This window comes from Alkalibacterium sp. f15 (genome assembly GCF_049389645.1).
Lineage (GTDB): Bacteria > Bacillota > Bacilli > Lactobacillales > Carnobacteriaceae_A > Alkalibacterium.
Genome location: NZ_CP186540.1, coordinates 1586377 through 1598873 on the forward strand (window position 1 = coordinate 1586377; position 12497 = coordinate 1598873).

At 39.1% G+C, this 12497-nt stretch carries 13 protein-coding genes; 11 read left to right on the forward strand and 2 right to left on the reverse strand.

Going from position 1 to position 12497, the window contains the following annotated elements; all coding sequences use genetic code 11:
• Window positions 1-65: 65 nt before the first annotated feature.
• Genes dhaK through dhaM form a run of 3 tightly spaced genes read left to right on the forward strand, consistent with a single transcriptional unit; the run spans window position 66 to window position 2026 of the window.
• On the forward strand, window positions 66-1055 hold the full coding sequence (gene dhaK, locus ACO1PF_RS07830; RefSeq protein ID WP_423188512.1) for a dihydroxyacetone kinase subunit DhaK: 990 nt from the start codon (window positions 66-68) through the stop codon (window positions 1053-1055).
• Between the two features lie 16 nt (window positions 1056-1071).
• Entirely contained in the window at window positions 1072-1659 is a 588-nt protein-coding gene (dhaL, locus tag ACO1PF_RS07835) for a dihydroxyacetone kinase subunit DhaL (protein ID WP_423188513.1), read from the forward strand.
• Window positions 1652-2026, forward strand: a complete 375-nt coding sequence (dhaM, locus tag ACO1PF_RS07840) for a dihydroxyacetone kinase phosphoryl donor subunit DhaM (RefSeq protein ID WP_423188514.1) — start codon at window positions 1652-1654, stop codon at window positions 2024-2026. The genes dhaL (ACO1PF_RS07835) and dhaM overlap by 8 nt, the downstream gene beginning before the upstream one ends.
• Window positions 2027-2100: 74 nt before the next feature.
• On the opposite strand, the gene ACO1PF_RS07845 is transcribed toward dhaM, so the two are convergent.
• The gene (locus tag ACO1PF_RS07845) at window positions 2101-2310 is read right to left on the reverse strand and encodes a C4-dicarboxylate ABC transporter (protein ID WP_423188515.1); all 210 of its coding nucleotides are present in this window, start codon (window positions 2308-2310) and stop codon (window positions 2101-2103) included.
• Between the two features lie 131 nt (window positions 2311-2441).
• Here ACO1PF_RS07845 and ACO1PF_RS07850 point away from each other — a divergent pair, with 131 nt between their 5' ends.
• Both ACO1PF_RS07850 and ACO1PF_RS07855 read left to right on the forward strand, forming a co-directional pair.
• The gene (locus ACO1PF_RS07850; protein ID WP_423188516.1) at window positions 2442-2852 is read left to right on the forward strand and encodes an acyl-CoA thioesterase; all 411 of its coding nucleotides are present in this window, start codon (window positions 2442-2444) and stop codon (window positions 2850-2852) included.
• 18 nt (window positions 2853-2870) lie between these two features.
• Complete coding sequence (locus ACO1PF_RS07855; protein ID WP_423188517.1) at window positions 2871-3461, forward strand: hypothetical protein; 591 nt, start codon at window positions 2871-2873, stop codon at window positions 3459-3461.
• A 784-nt stretch (window positions 3462-4245) separates the two neighbouring features.
• Here the strand turns inward: ACO1PF_RS07855 and dhaL (ACO1PF_RS07860) are convergent.
• Window positions 4246-4833, reverse strand: a complete 588-nt coding sequence (gene dhaL / locus ACO1PF_RS07860; protein ID WP_423188518.1) for a dihydroxyacetone kinase subunit DhaL — start codon at window positions 4831-4833, stop codon at window positions 4246-4248.
• A gap of 306 nt (window positions 4834-5139) precedes the next feature.
• On the opposite strand from dhaL (ACO1PF_RS07860), the gene ACO1PF_RS07865 reads away from it, so the two are divergent.
• From ACO1PF_RS07865 to ACO1PF_RS07890, 6 genes are all read left to right on the forward strand, one after another.
• Window positions 5140-5838 (forward strand): NAD(P)H-dependent oxidoreductase, encoded by a 699-nt coding sequence (locus ACO1PF_RS07865; protein WP_423188519.1) that lies wholly within the window; start codon window positions 5140-5142, stop codon window positions 5836-5838.
• An 18-nt stretch (window positions 5839-5856) separates the two neighbouring features.
• A complete protein-coding gene (locus ACO1PF_RS07870; protein WP_423188520.1) occupies window positions 5857-6039 on the forward strand; it encodes a hypothetical protein in 183 nt (60 codons plus the stop codon).
• A 101-nt stretch (window positions 6040-6140) separates the two neighbouring features.
• Window positions 6141-7853 carry a DUF2207 domain-containing protein gene (locus ACO1PF_RS07875; protein WP_423188521.1) on the forward strand — a complete coding sequence of 571 codons (1713 nt, stop codon included), beginning with the start codon at window positions 6141-6143 and terminating at the stop codon, window positions 7851-7853.
• Between the two features lie 499 nt (window positions 7854-8352).
• Window positions 8353-9060 carry a GntR family transcriptional regulator gene (locus tag ACO1PF_RS07880; RefSeq protein ID WP_423188522.1) on the forward strand — a complete coding sequence of 236 codons (708 nt, stop codon included), beginning with the start codon at window positions 8353-8355 and terminating at the stop codon, window positions 9058-9060.
• A 293-nt stretch (window positions 9061-9353) separates the two neighbouring features.
• Complete coding sequence (locus ACO1PF_RS07885; RefSeq protein ID WP_423190527.1) at window positions 9354-11297, forward strand: fructose-bisphosphatase class III; 1944 nt, start codon at window positions 9354-9356, stop codon at window positions 11295-11297.
• Window positions 11298-11725: 428 nt separating this feature from the next.
• Entirely contained in the window at window positions 11726-12379 is a 654-nt protein-coding gene (locus tag ACO1PF_RS07890) for an SDR family oxidoreductase (protein ID WP_423188523.1), read from the forward strand.
• Window positions 12380-12497 lie beyond the last annotated feature (118 nt).

A 12497-nucleotide genomic window follows, 5' to 3' on the forward strand; every position in this document is an offset into this window, starting at 1 on the left:
AAAAGTGTAGGTGGATTATAAGAGAACTATCAAATCAACTAGAGAAGACAAGGAGGAAATAGAAATTGAAAAAAATCATAAATGATTCGAGTAGAGTGGTAGATGAAATGATTGAAGGGTTCTGTTTTGCTCATCAAGACCTGGTGAAAAAAATTGATGACTATCGTGTGATCGTGAGCAGAGACATTGAAAATCAGGTTGGGCTCGTCAGTGGTGGCGGAAGTGGCCATGAACCCGCTCATGCAGGTTTCGTTGGTGAAGGCATGCTTTCCGCAGCCGTTTGCGGCGAGGTATTCAGCTCTCCGACACCAGATCAAGTGCTAGAAGGAATCAAAGCAAGTGACAACGGACAGGGCGTCCTTCTGGTCGTGAAAAATTATACTGGTGACGTCTTGAATTTTGATATGGCCAAAGAGTTAGCTGAAATGGAAGATATAGCAGTGGAAACGGTGCTGGTTGATGACGATATTGCAGTTGAAGACAGTACGTACACCGCAGGAAAAAGAGGCGTCGCCGGAACCATTTTTGTCCATAAAATCCTTGGAGCCTATGCCAGACAAGGAAAAACTTTAAAGGAATTAAAAGAGCTTGGAGATGACCTGGTCGGACGAATAAAAACAATAGGTGTCGCTTTGACTGCTGCCACTGTTCCAGAAGTGGGCAAACCTGGTTTCGACCTGAAAGCTGATGAACTAGAGTATGGTGTAGGTATCCACGGTGAACCTGGTTACTTGAGAGAAACGATGAAAACCTCTAAGGAAATTGCAAAAGAACTTGTGGAGAAATTGTCCCAGTCATTCACTTTTAAAGAGGATGGACAGTATGGGTTATTGGTCAATGGTTTAGGCGCTACACCGTTGATGGAACAATATGTATTTTTAAATGATGTCAAAAAAGAACTCGACGAATCAAACATGCAAATTGCTTATACAAAAGTTGGGAACTATATGACGTCTCTCGATATGGCAGGATTATCGTTGACGATGATCGAGTTTAGCGGGACAAGCGAAATAGCTGCATTAAATGAAGAAGTAACCACGCCAAGCTGGGGATAGGAAGGAATGAACAAAAATGACATTAACAACTGACGAAACAAGACAATGGTTACTTGAATTCAGTAAAAGGATTCAAGAGCAGAAACAATATTTAAGTGACCTCGATCAGGCAATCGGTGATGGAGACCATGGCTCTAATATGGCACGAGGGGTAACGGCTGTCGAAGAAATGATCAAGGATGACAGTTTGACAAAACCCAGTGAGGTGATGAAAAAAGCAGCAATGGCGATGATAAGCAAGGTCGGTGGTGCATCAGGGCCGTTGTACGGTTCCGCATTTTTAGACATGTCTAAAGTCATAGATGAAGAAGGTCTTCCTGAAGTTGTGGAAGCCGGGTTAAACGCTATCAAGAAACGTGGAAAAGCCGAATTGAAAGATAAAACGATGGTCGATATGTGGGGACCCGTTGTGGAAGCGTTGAGAACAGATACATTGACAGTAGATTTTATTGAAGAAACGATGGAAGCAACCAAACCACTGAAAGCAAAAAAAGGACGAGCTTCTTATTTAAACGAACGTTCGATTGGTCACCTGGATCCAGGTGCGGTATCTAGTGGTTATTTATTTATCGCTTTAATTAAGGAGGTTGAAAAAAATGACTAAATCTTTTGGTGTTGTTCTCGTTTCGCATGTTGAAGAGTTAGCTTTGGGTTTATACAAACTTGTCAAAGAGGGCGCAGCTGACACGTCTGTGACGTATACAGGTGGAACAGATGATGGCGGTGTGGGATCAAGTTTCGATAAAATCATGAAAGCAGTGAACGATAATGAAGCAGATAATATATATGCTTTCTACGATTTAGGAAGTGCAAAAATGACTCTGGAAATGGTCAGTGAAATGAGCGATAAAAATATTGAAATAATGGATTGTGCATTTATTGAAGGCGCGTATACGGCGGGTGCCCTGATTCAATCCGACAATAAAAAAGAAGTGATCGATGAACAGTTGAAGCCGCTTATAATTAAGTAAGCATGTGTATCGATAGATTTTTAACACAAAAAAACGGCACAGTCATTGAATTGATTGTGCCGTTTTTTATTTGATTAGTAAGATACCATGTCGAAAAGCAGTGCCACGAGTGCAATCCCGATAGCAGTGATGCTCATGCGTTTGATGTCTGCTTTTAAGAAGAAACCAATAATACCTAAAACAATAGCCACAATAGCCATAATTGTTGTTTGCCAGAAAAAGCCGACAATTGCTGCTGAAATTGCCACCCAACCTATAACCATTCCTATTATATTCATATTCATTCGTTTAACGCCTCCTTATCTTGTGATAGTGATAAGTTACACAAATCATTGTCATTATAAATTTTACCATAAAAGGCATGATCTGTGCTACACTAGTATCCAATAATGCAGAAAAAATGGAGGGTCATGTGATGGAACGGTATAGTCACAAAGTACAGTATTACGAAACGGATCAAATGCAAATCGTTCATCATTCGAATTATATCAGATGGTTTGAAGAAGCACGTACATATTTAATGGATGAAATCGGATTCAGCTATCAGCGGATGGAAGACGAGGGCATTATGATACCGGTTTTAGCGGTCAATGCGGAATATAAATCAATGACCCGTTTTGGTGAAACAGTCTTGATCGATGCGGCAGTCAAACAGTTTACCGGTATTAAACTGATTATGGAATATACTGTTCGCGATAAAGAGACCCAGGAAGTTCGCTGTATAGGTGAAACGAAGCATGCATTTATAGATAAAGAAACCTACCGTCCCTTGTCGCTTAAACGTAAACATACAGAACTGTTTGCGCTATTTAATGGATTATTATAGGAATAGAGGTGTTAGGTTATGGATTTGATTTTGATTGTTGGGCCGCAAGCTGTAGGCAAAATGACTGTCGGATCAGAACTTGAGAAGTATCTGGATGCAAAACTCTTATTTAACCATGAAACGATCGATCTGTTTGCTCGATTTCTAAATTACACCCCTCAAACATTTCAGCTATCAGAAATAGTCCGTTGCAATTTATTTGAAGCTTTTACTAACAACGAAGAAACAAACGCCACCAAAGGAATCATTTTCACAGTGGTTGCCGGATTTGATATGGAAAGTGACTGGAAGGTTTTGGCATCCTGGGTAGATAAGTTTGAACAGGCTAACGGCCGTGTGTACTTCGTGGAATTGGAAGCTGATTTAAAAGAGCGGTTAAAAAGAAACACGCATGAAAGCAGATTGGCTGCAAAACCGTCAAAGCGAAATCTCGATTTTTCTAAAAATGAACTTATAGAGAGCGCTGAAAAACATCGGTTAAATTCTCATAGTGGTGAAGTGCAGAAACGTCTGCCTTCCGTAAACTATAAAAAAATCAACAATACGTCATTAGAAGCTAATGAAGTCGCCCAATCGATTTATGAGTGGATGCTAAAAGTAGGGTACTGATTTCCGAGAAGAGAATCTCAGTTTAGCATGATGAATCCGCACGTTCAGTAGCAAAATGACGAACTCACGCACATAAAAAAATTGAGTCTGCACTTTCAGTAACAAAATGTCGAACTCACGCGCAGAAAAAAACTGAGTCTGCACTTTTGAAGTGGAAATGTCGAACTCACGCGCAGAAAAAAATTGAATCTGCACTTTTGGAGAAAAAATGTCGAACTCACGCGCAGAAAAAAACTGAGTCTGCACTTTCAGTAGCAAAATGTCGAACTCACGCGTTGAAAAAAACTGAGTCTGCACTTTCAGTAGCAAAATGTCGAACTCACGCGCAGAAAAAAACTGAGTCTGCACTTTTGAAGTGGAAATGTCGAACTCACGCGCAAAAAAAAATTGAGTCTGCACTTTTGAAGTGGAAATGTCGAACTCACGCGTAGAAAAAAATTGAGTCTGCACATTCAGTAGCAAAATGTCGAACTCACGCGTAGAATTAAACTGAGTTCGTCATTTTACGAATAAAGCCTATCATTCATTCGGATTTAAGGTAGTCGTCAAAAAATAAAGGCTCCTATTAAAAGGGAAAACCGGAAGGATCCTCATAAAAAAAGGATCCTTCCGGTTTCTTTCAGTTAAAAATCACACATTGATTAGTTGCACTAATTTTAGCACCTACATGGTGGCGTTTTTTATTTTCCTGTCGGGATATAACCATCCCGCTTCGATGATTACATCAATCCGCTAGCAATTTTTTAACATTTTAACATTAGAAACGAGGAGAATACCTCTCGATTTAATCGTCTAAAACCCCTGTCTCAAGTAGGGCAATGAAAAGATAGGCACTTGATTGAGCGCCCGGATCGATATAACCAATGGAGCCATCACCAATGTAAGACGCGCGACCTTTAGTTGCTTTCATTTCTTTTGTATCTGTTAAGGCCTCATCAATGACGTCTTTTGACAATGTCCCCTCATTTAAAGCATCAACGGCATGTGACCACATATCGACCATTGTTTTTTCTCCTGTTCTTGCTTTGCCGCAGGTACTGATTCCGTCTAAACCGGCAGATACGATATCAGAAAAATCAGTGGATTCTTTTGCTTTTTTGGCCATCTCAATAAAAGCTGAACCATATAGCGGACCGCTCGCACCGCCAACTTTTCCGACGAGAGCCATACCCACTTCTTTAAATAAATCTGGCAGGTCATCATAATCTCTGGATTCGAGTTTATATTTCAGCGCTTGAGCACCGCGGTTCATATTGCTGCCGTGATCGCCGTCTCCGATAGCAGCATCTAACTGATTTAAATATTCTTCGTTCTCTATAACTTTCTCGCCAAATAAAACCAACCACTTTTTCGCTTTCGCTATCTCTGTCATGTTAACGAACCATCCTTTCAAGTTGCGTAATAAGGATTTGACTTCTTTCGCTGTTTTGCCAACTTCAGCCAAAGCGCCAATTTTTTGTACAAAAACGAATCCTTTTAATTTTTAACATTCCACCTTAGACTTCGACCAGGTTGATTGACTATATCTTTAGTTTAGATGTGCTTTCCCAATTCAATTTCTTCACTATAAGTGTACCCGTTATGAGAGGTAATTCCTAATTATTCACTTTAACAGCATAGATTTGGTATACTTGGATCACCTAAGAAAACAATAGAAATATACGAGAGGAGAGTAGCAGTGAAAACACTTATTATTTTATCTCATCCAACTGTGGATGAATCAAGCAGTCAACAGTTTTTGATGCACTCTTTACCCGAAGATGGAAACGTCACGGTACATGTGCTTGAACAAACGTATCCAGATGGCATGATCGATGTAGCAAGAGAGCAGGCGCTCTTGCTAGAACATGATCGCATCCTTTTCCAGTTTCCATTTTACTGGTATTCTTCGCCACCGTTGTTAAAAAAATGGCAAGATGAGGTATTGACAAATCATTTTGCTTTTGGCTACCGTGGAAATAAGCTTCATGGAAAAGAATTTGGACTGGTTTTAATTATCGGACTGCCTGAGAAAGAATACCAAACCGGCGGACAGGAAGGTTTTAGTATCAGTGAGTTGACCAAACCCTATCAGGCAGTGGCGAGAAAAACAGGGATGACCTATTTGAAACCTTTAACCATCTTTCAGTTTCCTTATCTGACGGAAAAAGAAAAGATGTCATTGCTTGTTGATTATCAGCAGTACGTTAGTTTAAAACATCCCGTGTCTTTGAAAAGAAAAGAAGAGTGGATACTTGACCAATTAGAAAAAACTTCGAGAGAAACATTACCGACAGAAGGGACCGCCTTTATTCTTGAGGCTGTCAGTGAAGCTATTGAAGATAACCGGATGGACCTTGACGAGTTGAGTCTACATATCGATAACTATGATGTATAAAGAAAGAAGAGGAAACGTATGGAAGACAATCAATGGTTAAAGAATCAGTTGGAAAAATTGTTTGAAGAAAGTCATGATTACAAACAAAAGGCATTACTTCAAGCAACTAAAGAATTGCTGATAGAACAGGAAAAACGGAGAGAACAGCTGCAGGGAGAATTGGATGGCACGCTTTGGAGTCCAGTTAATTGGAATGAATAAATCTTTTTCGATTAATATGTGAAAAATCAGTCCTAAGACCGTTATTATGCATACCTATCTTTTATATACTAGTATCAAGAGAAAAAATGGAGGATGTATCGATGAAAAAAGGTTGGTTAGGTTGGGGGCTCGTCGCATTGATTTTAGTGACGTTTCGATCCCAAATGGTGTATGCGCAAGACAATGAACTGGTCGAAATGGCAGTTTCAGTTGAACTGCTAGAGAATGGGACGGGCGTGATCACTGAACGCAGACGCGTGATCTTGGAAAGCGGGACAGAACACTATATCGTGATTCAAGAAGAAGACGGGTTAGAAGTGATCGACTTTCAAGTGGAGGGCTTGACTGAAGAGGATGAGTGGGACTCGGATCGCTCGCGAGAAGAAAAAGCTGGGACTTACGGCATCTTGGAAACACGCGATGGCGTCGAACTTGTCTGGGGCATAGAGGAATACGGTGATCGGTCTTACACACTGTCGTATACGGTAGCGAATGTAGTCAGGCAATTAGATGACGGGCAGGCATTATTTTGGGATTTCAATACGTTTGGAGAGATGGAACCCGAGTATTTAACGATCGAAATTAAGGGACCGCAAGCCTTCACCGAAGAAGATACACGATTTTGGGGATTCGGATATCAAGGGAATGTCCAACTCGACAATGGTGTATTGCGATCTTATTCAGAAAGCGGTGTCGAATCGAATCGTCCCGTAGCGGTCTTGATGCATTTTCTGAATGATCCATTTATCCCATCTTATTACGTGGACGAGACTCTTTCTGAACAGCTTGAAAGGGCGGAAGCTGAAACCGGTCGTGGTGGAGCGGAAGATGACTTTGACAGCTCTATCCTTATCGGCTTATTCGGAACGTTGCTGACGGGGTTCGGTGCATTCTTATTTGCTTTGTTTAAAATAGATGCCAAGAAGAAAGAACAAGGAAAAGTGCTGACGGGTTATGCTCAGCGTAAACGTAATAAAGGAATGATGTATACAGCTATTCCTTATAAAGACGGAGAACTAACAGATATTGCATTCTTTTTGCAGCAGCTTCAAAAAGGGACTTATGAACAGTACATCTTTGCTTATCTATTAAAGTGGTCGAAAGAAAAAGTCATTTCTATTGAGACCGATACAACAGAGAAGGGTAAAAAGGGACGCACGCTGTTAACTTTTTTTCCTAAAACCTTTCAAACGAAGAGAGAAAACAGTTTCAATGCTTCACAGTTTGAACATGACTTATGGGAACTGTTTTTGAACGCGTTGAACGACAGTAATCAAATAACGAATAAAGAAATGACCAAGTGGGCCGAGAAAAATGGCGAAAAACTGTATGCTTTACAGCAAAGTCTACTGGACGAATCGGAAGCTGTCTTAATAAAAGAAGGCTACTTGACAGAAAAAGAAGTGCACTTCTTTAAAATGAAACTACCCTTCATGAGTACGACTAAAAAAGGTCAGAAATTATATGATCAGTTGACTCAGTTTGAAAACCACATTAAAGCCTTGGAAAAGGATGCGTCACTTTCTTACCGTCAGTTGATCGAAGAGAAAGATTTCCTGATTTGGGCAAGCTTGTATGGAAAAGAAGAAAAGATGATCAATCAGCTAGAAGAAGTTGTTCCGGAATGGACAAACCAGGAAATTGAAGGACTGCCGTACTTTTATTCCGGTTATTACGGCCTGCATATAATGTCAGCGAGTGTTCACACGGGACTTTCTAATGGCGGGTATACGAACACCGGTGGTACAGGTGGTGCAACATCTATCGGTGGCGGTGGTGGAGCAATCGGAGGCGGCGGCGGTGGTGTCCGTTAACAAGGGTACTGACCAATATATTGAAAGTAGAAAGCTTTTAAACAGGTTCTGTTTAGAGGCTTTCTACTTTTTTTGTTGAGAAAAAGTAATTGTTACCGGAACAAAAGGGACGATTGAAGTATGAAAGTATGTGGAAGTTGCCAAATAAGAAACAGGCAATCATGTCTATCTTGTCACTGAAAAAGGTGAAAAGTATTTCAATGTTAAGGGGGAAGTAGGGTTTCCGTTCTTTGGCGAAATGATCAAGGATTGTCTAAACTGGACAGAAAACGGCATGACACAAGTACACATTTTTAAAGCACAGGAATTATGCATACGTGCTCAGGAGGAAGCGATGCGGGTAAATGCTTAATTAAACGAAAGAATTCAAAAGACAACTTAGCGATTGTCCTTTTTTTTCGAAATCTAATAAACATTAACAATACGATGTTTTTGTGTTATATTCTTAGATATTAGTATACAAGTTAGCGATTACATGAAGGACGAAAGGAGTTAGACTATGCAAAACATAACATTACAAGATCAAACGTACGAAAAATTACGAGAAATGATTATAAAAACAGAGTTATATCCAGGTCAAAAAATCTCGGAATCAAAATTAATGGAGTTATTAGGCATTGGCCGTACACCTATACGGGAATCACTCAAACAATTGAAGAAACAAGGACTAGTGTATACATTTCCTCAATCGGGGACGTATGTATCTAAGATTGATATGAGTCAGGCCATTCATTCACGTTTTGTCAGAGAATGTGTGGAGAAAGAAGTCATGGTCGAATTAAGTGCCAATATGGATAAAAAAGCCGAGCAACGGTTACAAGCTATTTTAGATGCTCAGAAGGTGGAATTCGAAAAAGGTAACATCTCCGGCTACCATGATTTAGACAACGAATTTCATCGAGTATGTTATGACATTGTCGGGAAAGGTCAAATATGGAACTGGATCAAAGAGTTTAGTGTTCACTTGGATCGTTTTAGATGGTTACATCTAAAAAACGTTACCTTTGACTATAAACAGGTTCTGGAAGAACATAAAGAACTTTTAAGTGCGATCAAATCAAAACAAACGGAAGAAGTAAAACATCTAATTGTAAATCATATTCACTTCATAGAGCGTTCTCAAACCAACATCATTGAGAAATACCCTGAATTCTTTTTAGAAAAAACTGTTCAGGATCTAAGCAAAGCGGACGACGATATTTTATAAGAAATGATAGTATGAATGTGATAAATAGAGAGATAAAAGACTATTATTATCTATTTTCAAATGGCGCAAACAAAATTTTGAAAAACACACTAATGGAGCGTTTTGGTGAAGCTGAAGAATTGATCGGTGGCTTATTATTCTTGACTGACGAAAAATCATCCAGTTTTATCAATGGTGTCGTCTTATCGATTGATGGCGGATTTAACGCATATTCAGGTGTTAAAGTCTCTTGTACTATTAAAAAAACGGCCTCTTTTTTTAAAAAATATCTTGGGGCAAACTGGAGGGCAAAAATGGATCAAAACTATTTAAACTTACTTAGAGAGAAATATTCGACACCAGAAGCAGTCTACACGGAACTAATTAACCTAGAAGCCATACAGAACTTACCTAAGGGGACAGAGTTATATCTTTCGGATGTTCATGGGTCTTCTCAGGCGTTCGAACACATTTTGCGTACTGGGGCCGGTAATGTTCGGGAAAAAATCGAAAATTACTACGGGGATCAGTGGACGACCGAACAGAAAGACTGGTTTAGCCTGCTTATTAGTTATCCGGAATATGCGCTGAAACATGATTATTTTGAGGCCGTCAAAGATGATGAATGGTATGCAGATACGATCATAAATCTGGTCGGATTTATGGGTTTTTGCGCGGTCAAGTATACACGGTCAAAACTGAGAAAAGCTCTTCCAGAAAAGTACACCTATATTATCGAAGAGCTTTTATACACGGATTTTAATCAGAGAAAAAAGAATTTGTATTATAAAAACATTCTGAATCGGTTGATCAGTCTGAAGCAGGCCGAACCGTTTATTACAGCCTTAAGCGAAGTCATTCAGCGGTTGGTCATCGATCATCTGCATTTAGTCGGAGATATATTCGATCGCTCGAGCGGAGAAGACCGTGTGATGGAGAAACTGATTAAACATCATTCCGTCGATGTGCAGTGGGGGAATCATGATTTGCTGTGGATGGGTGCACGTTTCGGTTCCAAGGTAAACTTGATCACACTCTTGCGCATTGCAGCGCGATATGGTTATTTATTTGAGCTGGAAAAAACATATGGCTTGAATTTGAGACCCCTTTTTCTGCATGCAGAAGAAAATTATAAAGTGTCTGACACATTCAAACCCAAAGGGTCTAATACATCTTCTTTATTAATTGAGGAGAGTGAAGAACTGCTGACCAAAGCCCATCATGCTTTGGCGATCATTCAATTTAAATTGGAAGAACAGATTATTGAAAGACGACCGGAGTTTCGAATGTCCAAGCGATGTCTTTTAGAAAAAATAGATAAAGAGAAACAGGTTGTTGAAATTGATGGAAAGAACTGGCCCTTAACTGATTTTCCATATAATCAAATTAGTGAAGAGCAACCTAATCAGCTATCCAGTGAAGAGGAACATATTGTCAGCACTTTGATTGACAGTTTTCAGCGATCCGTGAAAATAAAAGATTATATTACTTTCCTGCTCGAAAAAGGAAGGATGTACCTGATCTATAATGGTCATTTATTGTATCACGGGTGTTTACCGATGGATGAAAATGGCGATTTTCAGTCGATTGAACTTGAGGGGAATAAAGTAGTTGGAAAAGAATTGTTGGACACCTTTGACCAATATGTTAGAAAAGCAGCCAAATCACCTCACACGAGTGATGATTATGCCACAGATGTCCTTTGGTATGCATGGGCGGGTGATAAATCGCCTTTATTTGGTAGAAACAAGATGACGACATTTGAGCGGTATTATATTCATGATACTGAAACACACCAAGAAGAACGAAATGCTTATTTTAATTTAAGAGAAAATGAAAAAGTAGTCGAAAAAATATTACATTCATTCGGACTGGAAAACACAAGTGCTAAAATAGTGAACGGACACACACCAATAAAAGTGAAAAAAGGGGAAAGTCCAGTAAAAGCAGGCGGTCGTTTAATTGTCATCGATGGTGGCATGAATGAAGCTTACCGGGAAGCGACAGGGATAGCAGGTTATTCATTATTAAATAACTCATACGGGTTTCAAATCGTTACACATCAGCCTTTTGAAACTGTTTCTGAGTTATTTAAACGGGGGAAAGATGAAACAAGTTTAAAACATATGATCGATGGGAAATTAGAAAGAACATTGATCAAAGATACAACAATCGGGCTAGCCATCCAGAAACAAATCGATATATTACTGGAAGTCGTTCAATACATTGATTCACAGGACACATCGATAGCGGACTGAATGAGTCGTGAAAAAGCGATAAATATAGTAGAGCTCATTTTTAAGAAGCGATACATTGATATATAAGTAGACAGCAAACGGGAAGAAATCATGACAAAAAAATAGAAGATTTTATCTCAATTAAAAGATAATTACTTATTTGCTGCGTTTCGAGGTAATTCAGCAGAAGATGCAACAAAAATATTGAGGTAACCTTCACGACGCCTCAAGCGGATGAATCAATCAAAGTATTGGCGAAACAGTTCTTGAAAGTTATATTGAGAAGTATAAACAATATAGAAATGACTTGATGTTTTAAAGTACTGAATAGTATAAATAAACATACAGTTTTTATCGAGAATGCTCCCCAGCCTGAATCTTTCTTTTTGGTTAATCTGTCTTCTTTTGTTATGGTAATAACAGAGAGAAAAATTAAAGGAGCAAAAATAATGAACGTATTAATTGTTGGAGCAAATGGTCAAATTGGACAACATTTAGTGGATGAATTAAAGAATGAAGGCAAACACAAGCCGATCGCTCTTGTCAGAAAAGAAGAGCAAGTCGAAAAATTCAAAGAAAAAGGTGTCGAGGCAAGACTAGGGGATCTGGAAGGAACCGTTACTGAAATTAAAGAAAGCATGCATGATGTTGATGCGGTAGTCTTTGCGGCGGGTTCAGGTGGAAGTACCGGTGATGATAAAACATTACTTATTGACTTGGATGGAGCTGTCAAAGTTATTGAAGCTACAAAAGCCAGTGGGATCGATCGTTTCATCATGATAAGTGCATTTGGTGCCGACGATCGAGACCGATGGAGTGAAGACCTTAAACCTTACTATGTGGCCAAACATTTTGCGGACATGTGGTTAATGGATTCAAGTCTCAACTACACTATTGTACGTCCGGGTATGCTGGAAAATAAAGAGTCTATTGGTAAAGTTCTTGTAAAAGATGCCATTACAGATACTGAAGTATTTAGCATTCCAAGAATTGATGTCGCCAAAGTTATTGTGTCTGCATTAGATAACGAAAAAACATATCATAAATTTTTTGATTTAGTTACCGGTGACGATTCAATTAAAAATGCATTAAATAAACTGTAAATAGATCTAATAGCGATTAATTGATTTCAACTTATCGAAAAAGCATTGCCAAAGAGACTTTTGGCAGTGCTTTTTTGCTTGAATAGTCAAAAATGTACGTTGGTGGTATACTATATTT

What these genes read in the sequence shown, in the direction of transcription:
- ACO1PF_RS07845 (WP_423188515.1), bottom strand. Translation starts at nt 2,310, where the DNA reads ATGAATATGAATATAATAGGAATGGTTATAGGTTGGGTGGCAATTTCA.
- ACO1PF_RS07890 (WP_423188523.1), top strand. Translation starts at nt 11,726, where the DNA reads ATGAACGTATTAATTGTTGGAGCAAATGGTCAAATTGGACAACATTTA.
- ACO1PF_RS07875 (WP_423188521.1), top strand. Translation starts at nt 6,141, where the DNA reads ATGAAAAAAGGTTGGTTAGGTTGGGGGCTCGTCGCATTGATTTTAGTG.
- ACO1PF_RS07855 (WP_423188517.1), top strand. Translation starts at nt 2,871, where the DNA reads ATGGATTTGATTTTGATTGTTGGGCCGCAAGCTGTAGGCAAAATGACT.
- ACO1PF_RS07850 (WP_423188516.1), top strand. Translation starts at nt 2,442, where the DNA reads ATGGAACGGTATAGTCACAAAGTACAGTATTACGAAACGGATCAAATG.
- ACO1PF_RS07885 (WP_423190527.1), top strand. Translation starts at nt 9,354, where the DNA reads ATGGATCAAAACTATTTAAACTTACTTAGAGAGAAATATTCGACACCA.
- ACO1PF_RS07870 (WP_423188520.1), top strand. Translation starts at nt 5,857, where the DNA reads ATGGAAGACAATCAATGGTTAAAGAATCAGTTGGAAAAATTGTTTGAA.
- dhaL (WP_423188513.1), top strand. Translation starts at nt 1,072, where the DNA reads ATGACATTAACAACTGACGAAACAAGACAATGGTTACTTGAATTCAGT.
- dhaL (WP_423188518.1), bottom strand. Translation starts at nt 4,833, where the DNA reads ATGACAGAGATAGCGAAAGCGAAAAAGTGGTTGGTTTTATTTGGCGAG.
- dhaM (WP_423188514.1), top strand. Translation starts at nt 1,652, where the DNA reads ATGACTAAATCTTTTGGTGTTGTTCTCGTTTCGCATGTTGAAGAGTTA.
- ACO1PF_RS07880 (WP_423188522.1), top strand. Translation starts at nt 8,353, where the DNA reads ATGCAAAACATAACATTACAAGATCAAACGTACGAAAAATTACGAGAA.